Below are 18,955 nucleotides of genomic sequence, written 5' to 3'. Positions count from 1 at the left end.
CCGGAGATAGGCTCGAGCCAGAGAATTCTTATCTCACGAACTAAGTAACTTAGACAGTAAGGGAAACTCTCGGTGGATGGCAAGGCGCGCCCCCGCGCCACCGCGGAGCAGGCGCATGCCCAGATGGATCACCTCATCGCGCTGGGCATCGTCGCCCAGCACGACGTCGCCCAGCGATTGGGACTGAACGTCACCGATCTGACCTGCCTCGGCTTCATCCTGGAGGCGGAGGCGGGGCAGGAAACCCTCACCGCGGGCGACCTGGCCCAGCGGGCGAACCTCACCACAGGCGCGATCACAGGGGTCATCACCCGGCTCGAACGCGCGGGCTACGCCCACCGTCGCAGCGACCCGAGCGATCGCAGGCGGGTACGTGTCGTCGCCGATGTGAGCGCCGCGGGCCGCCTGTTCGAGGTCTACGAGGCCAACTATCTGCGAATCGCAGCGCTGTTCGCGGACTACTCCCCCGACGAGATCGCCGTGCTCTCGGACTGGTTCACCCGTGCGACCGGCATCATGCGTACGTCACTGGAGGAGGTCCGCAGAGGCGGGGCGGACTGAACTCCTCCCCCGCTCCCGGGTCCTGGTGCATAGGCTCGCACTTCATGTACCCGATCACTTCGGAGGCACAACCACCGTGGCGGACCAGGGAGTTTTCATCATCACCGGCGGAGGAACGGGCATCGGGGCCGCCACCGCACGGCTACTGCGCGCGGAGGGCCACCACGTGGTGGTCTCAGGGCGACGCCCCGAGCCGCTCCATGCGGTCGCCCGGGAGACCGGGGCACTCGCCCACCCCGCCGACACCACCGACCCCGGGGCGGTCCAGGGCCTCGTCGACACGGCCGTGACCGCCTACGGGCGGCTCGACGGACTGGTGCTCAATGCCGGTGTCGCACGAGCGGGTGCCGTCGGGGAGCTGTCGGACGAGGACTGGGACACCGTGATGCTCACCAACGTCAGGGGCCCGTTCCTCCTGCTGCGTGCCGCGCTGCCGCAGCTGCTGCGCACGGGTGGTTCCGTCGTGGCGGTCGCGTCCGTCTCCGCGCTGCGCAACGGGCAGGCCAACGCTGCCTACGCGACGTCGAAGGCAGCGCTGCTCCAGCTGTGCCGTTCGGTGGCGGTGGACTACGGCGGGCAGGGTGTGCGGGCCAATACGGTGTGCCCGAGCTGGATCAGGACCGAGATGGCCGACCGGCGCATGGCACGTTTCGCCGAGGAGGCGGGGCTCGGGAACGGTGCCACGGACGCCAAGGATGCGGCGTACGAAGAGGCAACACGGCTCATCCCCGCACGGCGGCCAGGGCAGCCGCGCGAGGTCGCCGAGGCGATCGCCTGGCTGCTCTCGCCCGCTGCGTCGTTCGTCAATGGCGCGGCGCTCACCGTCGACGGCGGAGTGACGGCCCTGGATCCCGGCACCCTGCCGTTCGGCTATCGCATCGAGTCCCGTGCCACCGACGGGAGTTGAACGCTCCGCGGAGACCGCAGAGCCGGGCCGTCCGGCCCGGCCCGGCCACCGATGCCCTCGCGACGTCGACCCCACCGGGAGTGGAGAACGATCACCTGATCGAAGGAAACCTCCGGTCGCCTCCGGCGATCACGGAAGCGCAGGGTGGCGCACTGCGAGAGTGGGCGCTCTTCCCGCAACACATCCCCGAGGAGTCCCCCGTGCCGGCCATGCCCTCCCGCACTCATCTCGCCGTCGCCGCCGTCGCCGTCGTCCTCGCCGGAGGCGCGCCCAGCGCCCACGCGGCCCTGGAAAGCGAGCCGGCCGTCATCGCGCAGCCGAGCGAGCGGTACGTGGAGACGCGACTGCTCTTCGGCACGGAGCGGCCCGGCGGCGGGCCTGCGGTCACCGACCGGCAGTTCGGGGCATTCATCGACCGGTATGTCACACCCGCCTTCCCCGAAGGACTCACCGTGCAGGAGGGGCAGGGGCAGTGGCGCGATGCCGCCGGCACGATCGAGCGGGAGCGGTCCTTCGAGCTGATCCTGCTGTACCCCGCGGCCGGCGGTGGTCGCGACCGGAGCATCGAGCAGATCCGCACCGCATACCGGAAGCTCTACGGTCAGGAGTCCGTCGCCCGGCTCGACGGGACCGTTCGGGCCGACTTCTGACGTCAGGTCAAAGTCCTGCCGGAGGCTGCGCGAAGGACGGACGCCTCACGATCTCGAGCGGCTCACGACGATGGAGCCGCGCCGACGCCCGGCCGTCGGCCGCGGCGCCGCAGCGCCGCACTCGTCCCGTTCAGCTCGACTCCCCCGGACCACCATCTCGCATACCGGTGAAGTCCGTCCCATTGGACGGACGCGACGTCGGCCCGCTCGAAGGGACACCCACGGGCGGCTCACCGAAACCGTCCCAGATGGTTTATCGTTCATCTAGACATGTGTGCGACATGGGCACTGTCGTGCGCATGCACTCACCCAGAGCTGCCCCGGCCGGACTCCCCCGACCGGCCGGGGCCTTCCGCCGCCCGTGCCGCTGCATCCCGCCCGACGGCCCGGGATCGTGCTGCACCCCTCAGGATGCCGCGCCCCGCGCAGAAGCCAGGACCTGCTCGATCGTGTCCGCCTGCCCCGCGGTCTTGTCCGGGCGGTATCGCACCACCCGCGCGAAGCGCAGGGCGACACCCGCCGGGTAGCGGGTGGAGCGCTGGAGGCCGTCGTACGCGATCTCGACGACCAGCACCGGCCGCACACGAACGACGAAACCGTCGTCGGAGACGGCCAGCTCGCCCAGTCGATCGGTCTGCCAGCGCAGCATCGCGTCCGTGAGCCCCTTGAACGTCTTGCCCAGCATCACGAACGTGCCGTCGGCCGCACGGGCGCCGAGATGGAGGTTGGACAGCAGACCGGTTCGGCGCCCATGACCCCATTCGACGGCCAGCACCACGAGGTCGAGGGTGTGGACGGGCTTCACCTTCAGCCATGAGCGGCCGCGGCGCCCGGCGACATAGGACGCGTCCAGCGCCTTGACCATGACGCCTTCATGGCCGCGCTCCAGGGTGGTCGACAGAAACGCCTCGGCGGCACGCAGCTGCGCTTCGGATCCGGGATCCTCGACGACGACCCGGCGTACCCGCATGGGCTCCGGGACAAGGCCGGAGAGGACGGCGTGCCGGTCACGGCCCGGGAGATCGAGCAGGTCCTCGGCGTCCGCGGCAAGGATGTCGAAGAACACCGGCGAGAGCGGCAGGGCGGCGGTGGCCGCGGCCACATCGGTACGGGAACCCACCCGTGATGCGGTGTCCTGGAACGGCAGGGGCCTGCCGGACGGGTCCAGCGCAATCACCTCGCCGTCGAGGATGAACCCGTCTCCCGGCAGATCCCTCACGACCTCGACGACGTCGGGCAGCCGCCCGGTGATGTCGTCGAGGGAACGGGTGTGGATGCGGACCTCGTCGCCGCTGCGGTGGACCTGGATGCGGACGCCGTCGAGTTTCTCCTCGACGCAGCAGGCGCCGAGCGCCAGAACGGCATCGGCGACCGACGTGGCGGTGTGCGCAAGCATCGGCTGCACCGGGCGGCCGACCTGGAGCCGAAAGGCCGTGAGGACGCCCGGCCCCTCGGCGAGCAGGGCCTGCGCCACGCGCGGCAGGGAGCCGTCGAGCATGACCGCACGCCGCACCTCGCCTGCGGGCGCGCCCGCCGCTCGGGCCACACCTTCGAGCGCGACCGCGTCCAGGGCTCCTTGACGCACCTCCCCCGTCAGCAGCCGGAGCAGAAACTCCTGCTCCGGCTCGGTCGCAGCGCCCATCAGCTCCCCGACCAGGCGCTTGCGTTCGGCCTGGGCGCCGGCTCCCCCGACCTGGGCGAGCGCGGTGAGCGCCTCGTCCGTTTCGGCCACGGTCAGGGCAGGCTCCGCGGCCGGCCGCACCCGCTCCTTGAGGACGCTCCAGCCGACGCCCAGCCGCCCTTGCGGGAGCCGTCCGGAGAGATAGGAGATGACGACAGCGGCCTCCTGGGGCCGGGCGTCCGCGAACAGCGACGCGAGCGCTGCGATCTTGCGGGTACGGGACGGCTCGGCGGCAACCTGCCGGGACACGTCTGCGATGCGGGCCAGCAGCATGCCGCCATCGTCCCCGGCCCGCTCGCGCCGCGCACGCGAAGGGCCGGAGCGAAGGGCCGGAGCGAGGGGCCGGGAGGCACGCTGCCCGAAGGCACGACCACGGACGGGACCACCACCGAGCCGCCTTCGGGGGAGTCGTTGCCCCGGGCGGGGCGCCGCCGCATGAACAGCCGCCGCAGACAGCGTCGCCTCCGTCGCAGGAGCCGCGGACACAGTCCCTTGCGCCGGAGTCCGAACCCGCAGCGGAATCCTGGGCTCTTCGGTCCCGGTCACCCGAACCGCCGGCGGCCCCGCCGATGTGCCGCACGCCACTCCGGCACCATCGGCCCCGGGGCCGGCCCAGTCGTTCGCGCACCTGGGTCCGGCGGTCGATGAGGACGCCCCGCCCATGCTGCCGGGAAGCCCGCGCAGCCGGGCGCATGGAGCCCCGGGCCGCCGTGGGCAGTGCGGGCACTCCTCCGGCTCCGCCGGGCGTGCCCCCAGCCGACCGGGAGCCGGGGCGACCGCCTTCGTGCAAACGGGGGTGCCTCCCAGGCGTGGCTCCAGGGGCGAGCACTCGGGTGACTCCCACAACACAGGCATGGAGTAACTTCCCGGCAGTGGACGGGGTGAGCGCCGCCCACACGAGTGGTGCACCCCTCCCCTCACCGCACCGGCGGCCGAGGGCGGGGGCCGGCCGCGCCGGGGCACGGGCACGCCTTCGGACGCCGGTGCCCAACCTCAGAGGCCGGTGCCGAACAGTCGGTCCAGGTGGCGATCCAGCAGCCGCAGGGCCTCCTCGGGCGACTGGACGTTCAGCAGCGTGTACGCCGTCAGCCCGTCGACCAGGCTGATGAGGATCATCGCCTCGTCGTCGGCGTTCAGGCCAGGGGGCAATTCGCCGCGTTCGGCGGCCCTGCGCAGCAGTCCCGCGAAGAAGTCACGTAGCCCCGGGATGCCGTCCTGCGCCTCGGAGCTGAGCCGTTCGTCGTGAACGGCTCGCGCGAAGTAGGCCGTGGCGACGAGTTGGCCGACGCGGCTCTTTTCGTCCAGGGGAAGCATTCCCGCCAGGGACTCGCGCAGCACGAAGCGGGGTGGGGGCTCCTCCGTCAGGCCCGCGGCGGCCAGCGTGATGCGTTCCCTGATACGGCGGTCGGCGAGACGACTGATCTGCCGGAGCGCAAAGACGAGCATCTCGTCCTTGGACCGGAAGTAGTGCTGCAGCCTTCCCAGGGAGATACCGGCCTCGGCAGCGACGTCGCGCAGGCTGACTCCGTCGAGGCCCCGTGTGCTCGCGATGCGCCAGAGCGCGTCCGAGATCTCCTGGCGTCTCTCCTCGTGATCCACCTTCTTCGGCATGCCGATTCCACTCCCCGGGTCGGTTTTGCAAGTCACTCGTACCGTTGTAACCTATCGCCATCCAATACAGTTGACTTGGAAACGGGGATCAGCCCATGCCCATGCCCACGGCACCGCTCCTGCGACCACCCCGCTTCGGGGTCGATCCGCGCGCCCGGCGCTGGTGGACGGTGCAGGCACTGATTTCGGTGAGCGGTCCTCTGCTGCTCCTCGCACTGACGCTCGCGACGCTCTGTGTGCTCTTCTTCGCCGGAGCACTGCCGTGGCTCGGGCCACTGCTGACAGTCACCCTCGTCGCACCCGCGCTCGCTTACGCCACGGTCATGCCGCGCCTGCGCTGCGCGGTGCACGGGTGGGAACTCGGCACGCACGCGATCCATTCGGCCCAGGGCTGGCTGTGGCAGAAGCACCGGATAGCGCCCCTGTCCCGGGTGCAGACCGTCGACACCGTGCGCGGTCCGATCCAGAGGCGGTACGGACTCGTCACGCTCACGGTCACCACCGCCTCCACCGCAGGGGACATCAGGATCTCCGGCCTCTCCGAGGCCGATGCCGGGCTGTTGGCGCGCCGTATCGGCGAGGCGGCCCAGGCGGTTCCGGGAGATGCCGCGTGAAGGCCCGTAGAGAGGCGGGGACCGCGACCGGTCCCTGGATCCGGCTCGATGCACGCACCCTGCTGGTGCAGTGCGGCTGGCTGGCGGCGCCCCTCTGCTCGGCCGGGCTCACGGCGCTCGCCACCGGCGGGCGGATCGGCGCCGGCGGGTGGATCACACTCGCCGCCGTCGCCATGGCTTTCGGTGTGGTCACAGTCTGCGGGGGCGTCAGATGGGGCCGTACGCACTACCGCATCACCGGAAACGCGCTCGTCCTGCGCACCGGAGTGTTCAGCCGACGACTGCGTACCGTGCCGCTGGAGCGCATCCGCAGCGTCGATCTGACCGCCCCACCGCTGCACCGCCTTCTCGGCCTCATGGTCGTCCGCGCGGGCACCACCACCTCGCACGGGGGTCGAGGTGACATCGCCCTGAACGCGGTTTCCCGGGACGAGGCCCAGCGGCTGCGCACGGCACTGCTCGCAGTCACCGCTGCCGGGAATCCCGTCGGGGATCCGGTCCTGGCCCGGTTCGACCCACGGTGGCTTCGGTACGCCCCGCTCACCTTCTGGGTGATCGGCGGGGTCGGGGTGGCAGCGGGGACGGTCCAGCGGATCCTGGACGCGGCCGGAATCGAGCTGTGGCGCATGGGGTTCGTCCGGCGCGCCTTCGACGAGTTCGGCAGCAGCGCGCTGTGGCTGACCGTTCCTGCCGCCACGCTGGTGGTTGTCGCCATCGGTTCTCTCGGGGCGGTCGCGCTGTACACCGAGAACTGGTGGAACCTGCGGACCGAATGGCGCGACGACCGCACGCTGGCCGTGCGGCGCGGACTGTTCACGACACGCTCGGTGGCCATCGAACGCGCCCGTCTGCCCGGGGTGATCCTCCGTGAACCGTTGCTGCTGCGCGCGGCAGGCGGAGCCGGCGTGCACGCCGTGGCGGGCGGACTCGGCGACAGTGAGGAGGCCGGCAAGCGCAGCGCGCTGCTGCCGCCCGCGCCCCGTGCGCAGGCGCTGCGGGTCGTGGCGGGCACGCTGCGCACCGCGCGACCACCGTTCGAGAACCTGGAGTTCACGGCTCACCCTCGAGTGGCGCTGCGCCGTCGGATGATGCGCGGCATGTTGCTGTTCGTGATTCCGGTAGCGGCCGTACTGGCTCTTCTCGGCGTGCTGCTCACTCCTGTTCTGCTGCACTGCGCCTGGGTGTTCACGCTGGTCTCGGCTCCAGTGGTGTGGATGCTTGCGCGTGACGCCTACCGCAACCTCGGCCATGCACTGCGGGGCCGTCATCTGCTGGTGCGTTCCGGGACGTTCAGCAGGGACACCCTGGTGCTGGAGCGGGACGCGATCCTGGCGTGGACGTTCACGTCCTCCCCGTTCGCCCGCCGGGCCGGTCTGGTCACCGTCACCGCGGCCGTGGCAGCGGGTGATCACGGCTACCGCATACCGGACCTCGCAGCGCGGACCGCGACGTCCTTGGCCACCGCGGCTGCACCCGGGATCATCGAGGAATTCCTCGAGGACGTCTGAACCCTTCCCTCCGCTCACCCGACTTCCCTAACCTGCCGTCGATTTGCTCCACTCCCGACACAGCAGGCAGGGGACCATGAGGAAGCTTTCGCGTACGGCTGTGCCCACGGTCGCAGCAGCGTTACTGGGTGTCGTGCTCGCGCCGGCACAGGTTCTCACACCGACCTGGACACCGCCGTCCGGGCGCAGGGCTGGCCCGCCCGCTCAGACATGGCCGGGAAGTTCGTGGTCGAGCTGATCCCGGGCACCGTCGAGCAGGACAACCCGTTCGACACGCTGTGGACCGACCGTGAGTACGCCCAGCACCTCCGCAAACTCGCCGCGGCCGGCCGGCTGCGGGACGCAGGCGCCTTTCCGGCGGTGATCAAGGCACAGACGGGCGACCCTCGCGCGCGGTACTCGGACACCACCATCCGCCCCTGGTTCGTCATCTTCGACGGAGATGCCTCCACCTACGCGGGCGGCTCGATCGACACCGGCTGGTACGACCGGAACCACTACCTCGTGGTCATGACGAGCGCGGCGAGCGTACCGCCGGCCATCGACGGTACGAACCCCACCGAGGCACAGGCCCGCGACCGCGTCTCCATGCTGGCCGGACGGCATGCGAGCGTGGTCTCCGCGGACTGGTACCCACTGCCCTCGGCCCTGGGCACCGTCGTGACACGGGGGACGTCGTCCGCCACGACTGCACGGGACTGATGAGGCCGATCCGGGCCACCGCTCCGACCGGCCGACGCTCCTCCGGTCCGCTGGTCCGCACCGGACTCGACGCGCCCCTGGTGTGCGCCACTCGCGTCGCGCGCACCAGGGGTCGGTGGGCCCGGTGGCTTGCCGCACTCCGGAGCATGCAGTCAAAGCTCGTCGAAATCAGTGATCGGCGGGGGCTCGGCATCCGGGTGGAGCTGCTCGGCCCAGATGGTCTTTCCGGTGCGTGTCTGGCGTGTTCCCCAGCGCTGGGTCAGCTGCGCGACCAGCATCAGGCCACGCCCGCCCTCGTCAAGGGTCCTCGCACGACGCAGATGGGGAGCGGTGTTGCTTCCGTCGGCGACTTCGCAAATCAGGGTGCGGTCGTGGATGAGTCGCAGCTGGATGGGCTCCGACCCGTAGCGGATGGCATTGGTCACCAGCTCGCTGACGACCAGCTCGGTGGTGAACACGGCTTCGACGAGGCCCCACGCGGCAAGCTGGTCGGACGCCGCTTTACGGGCTCGGGCGACGATGGCGGGGTCCACGGGCAGGTCCCAGGTCGCCACTTGGCCGGAGTCCAGTGCGCGCGTACGCGCTATCAGCAAGGCGACGTCGTCCTCGGGAGGACCCGACAAGAGGGTCTCGAGCACCGTGTCGCAGATGTCCTCCAGTGAGGAGGACGAGCCGGCAAGGGCACGCGCCAGGGCGGCCTGCCGGCTGTCGACGTCGCGGTCGCGCACATCGATGAGCCCATTGGTGTACAGGCCCAGGAGACTTCCCTCGGGCAGCTCGATCTCCACCGCCTCGAAGGGGAACCCTCCCAGGCCCAGGGGAGGCCCGGGAGGGAGGTCGAGGAACTCGACCTGTCCGCCGGGAGTGACCAGTGCGGGCGCGGGGTGGCCGGCGCGAGCCAGGTTGCACAGGCGGGACACCGGATCGTAAACGGCGTACAAGCACGTTGCGCCGACGTCGCCGCCGACTTCGGCCACGCCGGCCTCCGTCTGCGTCTGGCGGTCCTCGGACACGCGTGTGACCAGGTCGTCGAGATGTGTGAGCAGCTCGTCGGGCGGCAGATCGATGTCTGCCAGGGTGCGCACGGCGGTGCGCAGTCTGCCCATGGTCGCGGACGCCTGCAGCCCATGACCGACCACGTCACCGACGACCAGGGCGACTCTCGCGCCGGACAGGGGGATCACATCGAACCAGTCCCCGCCGACTCCGGCCTTACCGCCTGCGGGCAGATAGCGGGAAGCGATGTCCACGGCGTTCTGGACGGGGGCCGCCTGCGGAAGCAGGCTGCGCTGCAGAGTGAGCGCGGTGGCGCGCTCCCGGGCGTAGCGACGGGCGTTGTCGATGCACACCGCTGCCCGTGCCGTGATCTCCTCGGCCAGGAGCAGGTCGTCCTGTGTGAACGGCTTGGGTCGCCGGTGGCGTGTGAAGGCCGCCACTCCCAGAGTCACGCCACGCGCCTGCAGGGGCACGAGCATGAGCGAGTGGGTCCCCACGGTCCGGATGCGTGCCGCCCGGAGCGGATCGTGGGCCGCCCATCGCGCCATGGCGGAATCGTTCAGCTCATAGATGGCCGACCGGCCCGCAGCCATGGACTCGGCCGGCGGCGAGTGCTCCGGATAGACCGCCTCGCCCCCCACCGGAACCACGACCTCGGGCATTTCTTCGAGAACGGACCGGTGCGCGGCACGGTACAGGGTGATCGAACCCGTGGGCGCGGTCGGTGGGGGTTCATCGCCGAGTTCGAGGAACGTGAGCAGATCGACGCTGACGAAGTCGGCAAGCTGCGGAACGGCGACGTCCGCCAGCTCTTGCGCCGTGACCCGGACATCAAGCGTGCTGCCGATCCGCCTGCTGGCTTCATTGGTGAGCTGAAGGCGCTGTCGTGCCTGGTACTCATCGGTCAGGTCGTGCGCTCTCATGCAGATGCCCTGCATGAGTCCGGAGCTGTCCTTCAGGGGCGCCAGGGAGACCGACCAGGCGTGCTTACGGGTCCTTCCCGGCACATCGAGCAGCGTGGTCAGATTCTCCGTCCTTCCGGTGCTCAAGGCGGTGCGCATGGCCTGCTCGGTCCGTTCACTCTCATTGCCGGGCAGGACCTCGGGCGCACGCAGCCCGCGGATCCAGTTCTGATCCAGGCCCAGAGCATGCTCCATGGCCTTGTTCACACAGACCAGGCGCAGGCCGGTGTCGTAGATCGCCAGAGGAGTCGGCAGTTCCATGAAGGCCAGCTCCCAGAGACCGTTGGCGTCCGGACGCCCCTTGGGCAGAACCGCCGACACGATGAACCACTCGGCGTCCCCTGCTGCGGTGGTCCGACGATGTGCCAGGAGTCGTACGAGCAGCTGACGCCCATTGCCGTGGCGCAGTGTCGCTGCCGCGTCCCAGCGCAGCTTTCCCTGGGTGAGACTCTCCCAGGCGTCATGCGTACCCGGCGGCTCGAGCAGCTCTACGACCGGCCGGCCCATCATTTCGCGTGAGGAGTAGCCGAGCAGGCGTTCAGCTTCCGGACTCCACCCCGTTACGGAGCCCTGCTCGTCCGTGGTGGCCGTAGCCGTGTAGGCATCGGCAAGCAGACCAGGCGCGCGGTCGCTGCGCGACGCATGCGGTCGTGTCACTTCAGCGAATCTATCACCGGTGGTAGGCATTAGCCCGATTTGCACTCTGGTTGCGGACGGACCACGGACGGCAGGGAGTCGGCGGGTACGACGGCTGCGCCGGTGCCGCTGACTCCACCTCGTCGAGCCGGCGTCGCCCCCGGTCCCCGTCCATGGACAGGGCGGGCCCCCTGCCGGCGGCGTCCCGGTCGGGGGGCGCGCCCAGACGCAGCCGGTGGTCACTGCCCCCGCTGGGTGCCGTGAGACCCGGTACGCCGTCCTGCGCCGGCTCCGCTGCCGCATGCGTGCCGGTGCCGGTGATCGGCGTCTCGGCCGAGGGGCCGGGACGGGGCAGCCGCCGCCACGCGCCGTCCGGTCGGGGAGCCGGGCCGGCCGCGCGGGCCTCGTCAAGGGCCAGGACAAGACTCATCCGGCGCCACAGAATCTCGTCCGGGTCGTCCGCAAGCAGCAGACGGTCCGTGATCTCACGGACCGCAAGCGACTCGGTGCGCCCGGAGGGCGGTTCGGGGCGGAGCCGATCCAGATGAGCCCGCTCGTACGGGTCCTCCACCACCTCGGCCACCTGGACCGCATCGAGCAGCGACGCGAACGCCGATGCGCGCGCCCAGGGCCCCGGGGCCTGCCGCAGCAGGACGCCGAGGCGGCGCCCTCGCCAGTTGCGGGCGCGCCAGTCCTCGCCGGCTTCGAGCCTGGCCCGAAGGTCCGCCGGAAGCTTCCCGGTGAGCAGGTCCTGATGTCCGTCGGCGAACCGTCTGATCTCCGCGGCGAGATAGAGCCAGACCACTGCTCGATAGCGGTTCAGGCAATACCTGACCGGCGTGAAGTGACCCGTCCTGGCCAGTCCGGTGAAGCGCCCGGGCGTGGTGGAGATGAGCCGTGCCGCGTCGGCGGTGCCGACGGTACGGACGCGCTCGCGCAGGGCATCCGGAAATCCGTCGACTGCGCGCAGTCGGTCGATCTCCTCCTTGGACACCCTGGCCCCACCCCGGGCCTTCGCCGCTGTCGTGCGGATGTGACCGAGCTGCACCGCAAGGTCGAACTCGCCCCGCTTGAGCTCCAGTGCCGTCGCCGCCCGCGCCGCGGCCATGGTCCCGGGCCTGCTCGTGCTGGTGTTGGACATGCCGGCTTCCCCCGTACTCCCCGTAGGTGATGAACACTCTCTGTAACGAGAGTAGAGGGGGCACGGCATCCTGCCCAGGCCTGTGGAAAACCCTGTAGGCCGGTATGTCGACGCAGGTCAGGCGTCTTGGAGGCCGGTGGGGTGGTGAGCCGGAGGGTGATTCGGTCGCGCCGGACACGGATTGGCGAACGGGACGGGGCTCAGGGCACCGGACACGAGTCAGAATCCCGAGAGCGTCGCACGGCCCGGCTGTCGTGCACCCACCGCGAGGTGTTCGCCCACACGGTTCACCAGCAGGGTCATCTCGTAGGCGACCTGGCCCACATCGGCCTCGGCCGCGCTCAGCACGCACAGACAGCTGCCGTCGCCGGCAGCCGTGACGAAGAGCATCGCGTCGTCGAATTCGACCATGGTCTGACGTGCTCTGCCGGCCCTGAAGTGCCGGCCCGAGCCCCTGGCGAGGCTGTGCAGTCCGGACGAGACGGCTGCGAGATGCTCGGCGTCCTCCCGTGCCAGGCCGGTGCTGGCACCGGTGACCAGACCGTCGTTGGAAAGCACGAGCGCATGCCGTATGTACTCGACCCGCTTCGTCAGGTCGTCCAGAAGCCAGTCGAGTCCCTTGTCCAGCGCCATTCCCGGTCCTCCCCGTTCAGGTGTTCCCGCTCCCCTTGCTTCGCGTAAGCCTTCCTCACCGGCCCGTTCCGGGCAAGGAGTCATCCGGGGCGCACAAGAGCGGGGAGCCTCCTTCTCCGAGAGGGCGTCGGCGCCGAAGATGGCGGACATGGTGAAAGCAATGACGCAGGAGGAATGGCGGGCGTTCGTCTCCGAAGGGACGCGCACCGGGAAACTCTCGACCGTACGGGTGGACGGCAGTCCGCACGTGGCACCCGTCTGGTTCGTCCTCGACGGCGACGACATCGTCCTGAACACGGCGAAGGAGAGCGTGAAGGGCCGCAATCTGGCACGGGACGGACGGGTGGCACTGTGCGTGGACGACGACCGGCCTCCCTATTCGTTCGTGGTGATCAGGGGACGGGCGGAACTGAACGAGGACCCGGCGGAGTTGCGCCACTGGGCGACGAGGATCGCTGCTCGTTACATGGGTGAGGAGCGTGCCGAGGAATTCGGCGCGCGCAACGGCGTTCCCGGAGAGCTGGTGGTGCGGGTGCGCATCGAGAAGGTCCTCGCCCAGGCGAATTTGGCCGGCTGACCGGCCGGTCGGCGCCATGGAGCAGTGCCCAGGGGACGGGCGCGGTGTGCGGGGCTCCTCCGTCGTCGGCCGGATCCTCGCCCGGGCGCACCGGTCCTGACACGGTGTCGGCCGGTATGTCGACTCCTCTCGCGTCCGGTCCCTTCCGGCCGACGGACAACGGCCGCTCCGCCTGCGCGCCCGGGCCGGACGAGGCTCATGCCCTTCCGGGGCCCCGCGAAGGGCGTCGATCCGAGCCGGGCGCCTCCGGTGTGTGATCCGCCCGGCCGGCACCGCTGGGAAACGATCACTGACTGCGCTCAGGGTCGGGCTCCCCTCCTCGACGGCGGCGAGCAGCACAACGGGCGGGGTGCCGCATCCATGCCATCGGGCTATGGAAGAAGGCATTGGACGCCGGATCGAGGCCTGGTCAGGCTTGTCCAAGGACAGCGAGAAAAGCAGCTCACCGACGCATCCCACGCGTCCGGTCAGGGGGAGGGCAGATGTTCACGGCCTACGGGATCGTCACCGTCGTCGCAATCGTGGCGACCGCCGCGAGTGCCATGGGGAACTTCGTACGAGCCTCGTTCATCGTCGCCAACATGGCTGAACTGGGAATCCCGCAGTCCTGGCTCCCCTGGCTGGGGGCGGTGAAGACCGCCGGGGCGGCGGGTCTGTTGCTCGGGTTGCTGGGTGTCAGATTCCTCGGCATCGCCGCCGGTGCGGGACTCGTGCTCTTCTTCATGGCCGCCGTCGCCGCGCACTTCCCCGGACGCGTCTACCGCCTCGTCGTATTCCCCGCGGGCTACCTGGGTCTGGCAGTGGCCGCCCTCGTCCTCGCCGTCGCGCAGTAGCCGTCCGCGGCGTGGCCGTGTCCGGGGGCCCATGGCCACGGAGGCGGTTCGCCGGGCCCGCTCCGAGGGGCAGGACCCGGCAGGCACTGGCGGCCGTGGGCCGGGCCACGGCACAATCCCCGGTCGTGGAGATCACTGCGCGCGAACTCAACCGGGCGACCCTCAGCCGCCAACTGCTCCTGCGACGCGAGCCGCTGAGCATCGTCGAAGCGGTCCGCCGTGTGGTCGCGTTGCAGGCACAGCAGCCCGCCTCACCGTATCTGGCGCTGTGGAACCGGCTCACGGGCTTCGCTCCGGCCGATCTGGACGCCGCCTTCACCGGCCGTGCAGTCGTCAAGGCCACACTGATGCGGATCACGCTCCATGCAATTGGTGCCGATGACTACCGGGTTTTCCGCGAAGCGATGCGGCCGACGCTGTACGCCTCCCGGCTCGGTTCCCGCTTCGCGGCGACGGGGCTCACCCCTGCGGATGCCGAAGCGCTGGTGCCCGGGCTCTTGACGTTCGCCGACCGACCGCGGACGGTCCCCGAGATGGGGGCATGGCTCGAAGAGCGGCTCGGCGCCGAGAAGAAGGCCGGCGCGTGGTGGGGACTGCGGTCGTACGCCCCGCTGCTGCACGCACCGACCGGCGGACCGTGGTCGTTCGGCACCAGACCGTCCTACGTCGCGGCACACGAGGGACCGGCGCCCGGGGGGCGGGAGACGGATCCCGAGGCACTGCGGACCCTCGTCGTGCGCTACCTCGAAGGGTTCGGGCCGGCGTCGGTGGCGGACGTGGCGCAGTTCGCCATGGTGCAGCGGGCGCCGGTCCGCGAGGCACTGCGCGCGCTCGACGGGGTCGTCGAGCAGCTCAAGGGGCCGGGCGGCACGACGCTGTTCGACGTCCTCGGCGCCGAGCGCCCGTCTGCGGACACCCCGGCACCGCCCCGGCTGATGGCCATGTGGGACAGCATTCTGCTGGCCTATGCCGACCGCAGCCGCGTGATCCCCAACGACTACCGCCCGCTGGTGATCCGCAACAACGGCGATGTGCTGCCGACGCTTCTGGTCGACGGCTACGTCGCCGGTGTATGGCGCCCGGTCGACGGCGGCGTCGAGGCGATGGCCTTTCATGACCTCGCGCCCGAGGCATGGGACGGACTCGCCGCAGAGGCACGGTCGTTGACGATGCTGCTGGCCGACCGTGATCCCCGGGCCTACGGCCGATACGACCACTGGTGGGCCAGGCTGCCCGACGCCCCGGTGAGGTTGCTCCCGGGCTGAGGGCCCGTCTCGGGACCTCAGCGCTGAAGGCTCTGCACGATGTGGAGGGACGGCCCCTTGGAGGGGCATGCGCTGCTCAACTCGTCGAAACCGGCCTCGTCGGGCACCGTGGTGGAGTTTCCGTTTCCGGCTGTCCGCCCCTGCACCCTCTCCGGACCGGATCCTCATCCGCTCATGACCGCGTCGTGGTGCTACGGACGCTGAACAGGGCGACCCGATCTGCGTATCGGCGTGCCCAGAATCTCGTCAACCTGCGCTGCTACGACGTCGAGTAGTCCCTGCCCGAACAGGCACAGCGACTCCTCCCACGGGTGCCCAAAGCTGCCCGTCAGAAAGTCCTCGGACAGGAAGATGTAGTAGTCGCCGTCGGGATACGGGCTTAAAGGCCACCGTTCCTGGCCAGGGCCTCCCACACGGTGCGGGGAGAACCGGAACGAAGCGTGCTGCCAGTCGAGCGCGAACAGCCTGCCCTGCGGAGGAACGCATGCCCTCAGTCCTTGCTCGACCACCAGGACCAGTCGGTCGAGCCGCTTGTCGTCCGGGCCGTCGTCCAACGACGCCAGACTCCATGTGACCGAGGCCGCGGGTTCCTTGACAGCCGGCCATGCCGATGGGGTCATGCCGGGACGGAAATCGAACTCCGCGTAGAAGCGGTCCCACACACGGCGGTGATCGGTTTCCGGAAGCTGGACCACGGCCTCGTTCGTCACAGGCAGAGCCTATCGATCGCTCCTGTCGGCCGGCATGCGAGGTACGCCGCTCCTGGAACCTCGGTCAGAGCGCCACCCCCGCTCCCCTCCACCGTCACCGTGTATCTGGACGCAGGCTACGACTCGCCGCAGCCACTACCTGGCTGCGGTCACCGTCGCGCACGGTCCGCCGCGGCCGTACCACCCACCGCCGGAATCAACCGTCCGAACCGCGGGTCAGCTGCGGGCCAGCACTGCGACCTCATGGCCGAAGCCCACCACCAGCCGACCTTCCGGGGCCGTGACCAGCGCATTGATCGGCAGCGGGAAGAAATAATCGGACACGACCTGGCCCCCTGTGGCCAGATCCCAGAACTGCACCGTCTGCTCCTGGCCGATGGCCACGAGAGGCCGGCCTTCCACGGTGGTGACAGCCACTGCTCGGCCCGAGTTCGTGGGGGGTGTCTGCGCACTGCCGGTTTGCCTCATGGCGGCGAGGTCCCACAGGCGCACTGTCCTGTCCCGGCTCCTGCTGACCGCGAAAGGCCGCCCGTCCATCACCGTGGTGGTCACGGATGTCACCCAGTCGGAGTGCCCGGTCAGGGGTTCGCCGATCTGCCGGCCGGTGGCGAGGTCCCACAGCCGCACGGACTTGTCCCAGCTTCCCGTCACCGCGACGGGCCGCCCCTCGAGCACGGCTGTGGCGATGGCGGTGACCCTGCCTGAGTGGCCGGTGAGAGGTTCGCCGACCTGCCGTCCGCTGCTGAGGTCCCACACACCCACTGTCCGGTCCGAGCCCGCCGTGACGGCGACGGGCCGACCGTCCAGAACGGCGCCGGCCATGGCCAGCACCTTGCTGTGGTGGCTGGGAAAGGGGTCGTGGAGGTGTTGGCCCCCGGCCAGGTCCCGAACGTGTATGTCGGCGTCCGGACCGGCCGTCACGACGACGGCTCGTCCGTCGACCACCCCCGTGGTCATGGCAGTCACCTCGCCATCCACGCCGATGAGGGAACCGGCGACCGGACGACCGCTGGTCAGATCCCAGGCGCGCACGGCTCGGTCGGCACCCGCCGTGACGGCGACGGGCTGCCCGTCGAGAACGGTCGTCGACATGGCCAGGACGGATCCGGCATGCCCTGGGCGGGGTTGGCCCGTTCCCTGGGTGCTGCCGAGGTCCCACATGCGGACCGTATGGTCCGCACCGGCGGTGACGGCAACGGGTACTCCGTCGAGGGCGACGGTGGCGACGTCCCATACCTGGCCCCTGTGGCCGGTGAGCGGTTCGCCCTCCTGCAGCCCCCCGGCGACGTCCCACACGCGTACCGTCTGGTCAAGACCAGCGGTCACTGCGAGAGCGCGATCGTCCGTCCCTACGGCGGCCACGGCCCACACTCGATCGGTATGGCCCTTCAGCGGTTGGCCCACCGGCAGCCCGGAGGCCGCGTCCCGTACCCCTACCGTCCCGTCCCGCTCCGCGGTCAGAACGACCCTCCGCCCATCCAGCATCGCAGTCTCCGCGGCTCCGTCCGCACCTGTCCGGACATCGCTGCCGGTGTGGGACCGGCCGTCCCTGCGACTGGTGATCAGATCCCAGAGGCCTGATTCCTCCATGTCGGTGGCGAGGGGGAGCGGTTGCCCGTTCGGGGCGATGCGCTGCATCACGCGCATGCCGTCCGTGCGCTGATGGTCCTCCGTCAGATCCCAGATGTGCAGTGTCCGGTCCGTACCGATGGTGAGGGCAACGCGACGCCCTCCCGTCACCGCGGTCCACTGCCCGCGTACGGAAGCACCGTTGGGGCGGGCGGTGGCCAGGTCCCCGACGAATTGCATCCCTTCGTGGTCGACGAGGACGGCGACGACCCGCCCGTCCACGACCGCCACGCTGGACACGTCCGCCTCCTCCTCACCATCCGGCAGCATCAGTTCGGCCGGGTCGGTCCGGGTGGTCTCGACCTGATGGCCGGTGGCCAAATCCCACAGACGCGGCACCTGACCCGGCTGGGAGGTGAGCGCGAGCGGGCGTCCACGCACCATGACGGTTCTCACCACCCGCAGGGATTCCCCGACCCGGCGCCCGGTTTCCAGGTCCCACACATCCACACTCCGGTCCGCTTCGCCGGTGAGGACGACGCGACGCCCGTCCAGCGTCGCGATGTCTGCGACCGAAGCGAATTCGCGGACCTGGTGGCCCGTGGCCAGATCCCATACCCGGAGCGCGTGGTCCGCTCCCACAGTGAGGACGACACAACGCCCGTCGAGCGTGGTGCTCTCCAGCACCCTGATGAATTCCGCGACCGGGCAACCGGTGAGCAGGTCCCACACCAGCACCGTCTCGTCGGTGTTCAGCGTGAACGCCATGGCCCGCCCGTCGGCCATCACGGTGGCCACCGACAGGACCTCCGCCGTTGTCGACGACGTGGGGTCGGTGCGGCCGGTCACCGGTTCATGGAGCTGCCTGCCCGCCGCCAAGTCCCATATGCGCACCGTCTTGTCCCGGCTGCCTGTGACCGCGACCGGCCTGCCGTCGACCACAGCCGTCGCCACCGCCATCACCGGGCCGCTGTGGCCGGTGAAGGAACGCAGCAGCCGACGGTCCACCAGTGAACCGCTGGCCCAGTCCACGACCCACGCGGAGTGCGGCTCCCCAGGCACATCCGCAGCCGCGAACCACGCGGCCAGATCCCGGTCCCCCAGCCGGGCCGCGTCCAACGCCAGCACCTGCCGGCGCAGGGCTGCCCCCACCGTCCGATGCACACCGGCAGATGCCCGGTAGACCGCCGCGACGATCCCGGCCCGGGCATCGGGCGCCCCGTCCAACTCCCTCAACACGCGCCCCGGGTCGGCCGAGACCAGAAGCCCCGGATCGGAAAGCCACTCGTCCACCCTGGCGGATTCGTCACCCGGGCCGCCGACTCGCAGTTCATCAGACATGATCCGACCGTATCCGTACCCACTGACACCCCGGCCGGGCCTGCGTGGCGGAGTGCAC

The 18,955-nt window shown here is 70.3% G+C and carries 15 protein-coding genes and 1 pseudogene; 9 read left to right on the top strand and 7 right to left on the bottom strand.

The genetic code is table 11. From position 1 onward, the window contains the following. Nucleotides 1-72: 72 nt before the first annotated feature. The 3 genes from AC068D_RS27450 (at nt 73) to AC068D_RS27440 (ending at nt 2,118) form a co-directional block, all read left to right on the top strand. Nucleotides 73-561, top strand: a complete 489-nt coding sequence (locus tag AC068D_RS27450) for a MarR family transcriptional regulator (RefSeq protein ID WP_478825749.1) — start codon at nt 73-75, stop codon at nt 559-561. Nucleotides 562-637: 76 nt separating this feature from the next. Beyond that, nucleotides 638-1,468, top strand: coding sequence for an SDR family NAD(P)-dependent oxidoreductase (locus tag AC068D_RS27445; protein WP_478825748.1), 831 nt, complete (start codon nt 638-640; stop codon nt 1,466-1,468). Between the two features lie 80 nt (nt 1,469-1,548). Next, nucleotides 1,549-2,118: a DUF3574 domain-containing protein gene (locus tag AC068D_RS27440; RefSeq protein ID WP_478825747.1), complete on the top strand. Its 570-nt coding sequence runs from the start codon at nt 1,549-1,551 to the stop codon at nt 2,116-2,118. A gap of 406 nt (nt 2,119-2,524) precedes the next feature. On the opposite strand, the gene AC068D_RS27435 is transcribed toward AC068D_RS27440, so the two are convergent. Next, nucleotides 2,525-4,072, bottom strand: a complete 1,548-nt coding sequence (locus AC068D_RS27435) for an ATP-dependent DNA ligase (RefSeq protein WP_478825746.1) — start codon at nt 4,070-4,072, stop codon at nt 2,525-2,527. A 720-nt stretch (nt 4,073-4,792) separates the two neighbouring features. Continuing rightward, nucleotides 4,793-5,410: a TetR/AcrR family transcriptional regulator gene (locus tag AC068D_RS27430; protein ID WP_478825745.1), complete on the bottom strand. Its 618-nt coding sequence runs from the start codon at nt 5,408-5,410 to the stop codon at nt 4,793-4,795. Nucleotides 5,411-5,505: 95 nt separating this feature from the next. Between AC068D_RS27430 and AC068D_RS27425 the strand changes: the two genes are divergently transcribed. From AC068D_RS27425 to AC068D_RS27415, 3 genes and pseudogenes are all read left to right on the top strand, one after another. After that, nucleotides 5,506-6,024 (top strand): PH domain-containing protein, encoded by a 519-nt coding sequence (locus AC068D_RS27425; protein ID WP_478825744.1) that lies wholly within the window; start codon nt 5,506-5,508, stop codon nt 6,022-6,024. Then, nucleotides 6,021-7,532, top strand: coding sequence for a PH domain-containing protein (locus AC068D_RS27420; RefSeq protein WP_478825743.1), 1,512 nt, complete (start codon nt 6,021-6,023; stop codon nt 7,530-7,532). Before AC068D_RS27425 ends, AC068D_RS27420 begins: the two co-directional genes overlap by 4 nt. 150 nt (nt 7,533-7,682) lie before the next feature. Next, a pseudogene (locus tag AC068D_RS27415) lies at nt 7,683-8,234 on the top strand (PI-PLC domain-containing protein); the annotation flags it as partial. A gap of 152 nt (nt 8,235-8,386) precedes the next feature. Here AC068D_RS27415 and AC068D_RS27410 read toward each other — a convergent pair. From AC068D_RS27410 to AC068D_RS27400, 3 genes are all read right to left on the bottom strand, one after another. After that, entirely contained in the window at nt 8,387-10,849 is a 2,463-nt protein-coding gene (locus AC068D_RS27410) for a SpoIIE family protein phosphatase (RefSeq protein ID WP_478825742.1), read from the bottom strand. A gap of 13 nt (nt 10,850-10,862) precedes the next feature. Beyond that, a complete protein-coding gene (locus AC068D_RS27405; RefSeq protein WP_478825741.1) occupies nt 10,863-11,969 on the bottom strand; it encodes a DUF6397 family protein in 1,107 nt (368 codons plus the stop codon). 219 nt (nt 11,970-12,188) lie between these two features. Continuing rightward, entirely contained in the window at nt 12,189-12,602 is a 414-nt protein-coding gene (locus AC068D_RS27400) for a roadblock/LC7 domain-containing protein (protein WP_478825740.1), read from the bottom strand. A gap of 148 nt (nt 12,603-12,750) precedes the next feature. On the opposite strand from AC068D_RS27400, the gene AC068D_RS27395 reads away from it, so the two are divergent. The 3 genes from AC068D_RS27395 to AC068D_RS27385 all read left to right on the top strand — a co-directional run bounded on the left by AC068D_RS27395 (nt 12,751) and on the right by AC068D_RS27385 (nt 15,277). After that, complete coding sequence (locus tag AC068D_RS27395) at nt 12,751-13,179, top strand: PPOX class F420-dependent oxidoreductase (RefSeq protein WP_478825739.1); 429 nt, start codon at nt 12,751-12,753, stop codon at nt 13,177-13,179. Nucleotides 13,180-13,661: 482 nt separating this feature from the next. Beyond that, nucleotides 13,662-14,012 carry a DoxX family protein gene (locus AC068D_RS27390; protein WP_478825738.1) on the top strand — a complete coding sequence of 117 codons (351 nt, stop codon included), beginning with the start codon at nt 13,662-13,664 and terminating at the stop codon, nt 14,010-14,012. Between the two features lie 125 nt (nt 14,013-14,137). After that, a complete protein-coding gene (locus AC068D_RS27385; RefSeq protein WP_478825737.1) occupies nt 14,138-15,277 on the top strand; it encodes a winged helix DNA-binding domain-containing protein in 1,140 nt (379 codons plus the stop codon). 191 nt (nt 15,278-15,468) lie between these two features. Here AC068D_RS27385 and AC068D_RS27380 read toward each other — a convergent pair whose 3' ends face one another. Both AC068D_RS27380 and AC068D_RS27375 read right to left on the bottom strand, forming a co-directional pair. Further along, complete coding sequence (locus AC068D_RS27380) at nt 15,469-15,987, bottom strand: DUF2716 domain-containing protein (RefSeq protein WP_478825736.1); 519 nt, start codon at nt 15,985-15,987, stop codon at nt 15,469-15,471. Nucleotides 15,988-16,203: 216 nt separating this feature from the next. After that, entirely contained in the window at nt 16,204-18,897 is a 2,694-nt protein-coding gene (locus tag AC068D_RS27375) for a WD40 repeat domain-containing protein (RefSeq protein WP_478825735.1), read from the bottom strand. Nucleotides 18,898-18,955: the final 58 nt, after the last annotated feature.

It is taken from the genome of Streptomyces sp. NPDC043861 (assembly GCF_056435905.1).
Note: the sequence above shows the minus strand (reverse complement) of the source record. Positions and strands in the feature narration are given on the sequence as shown.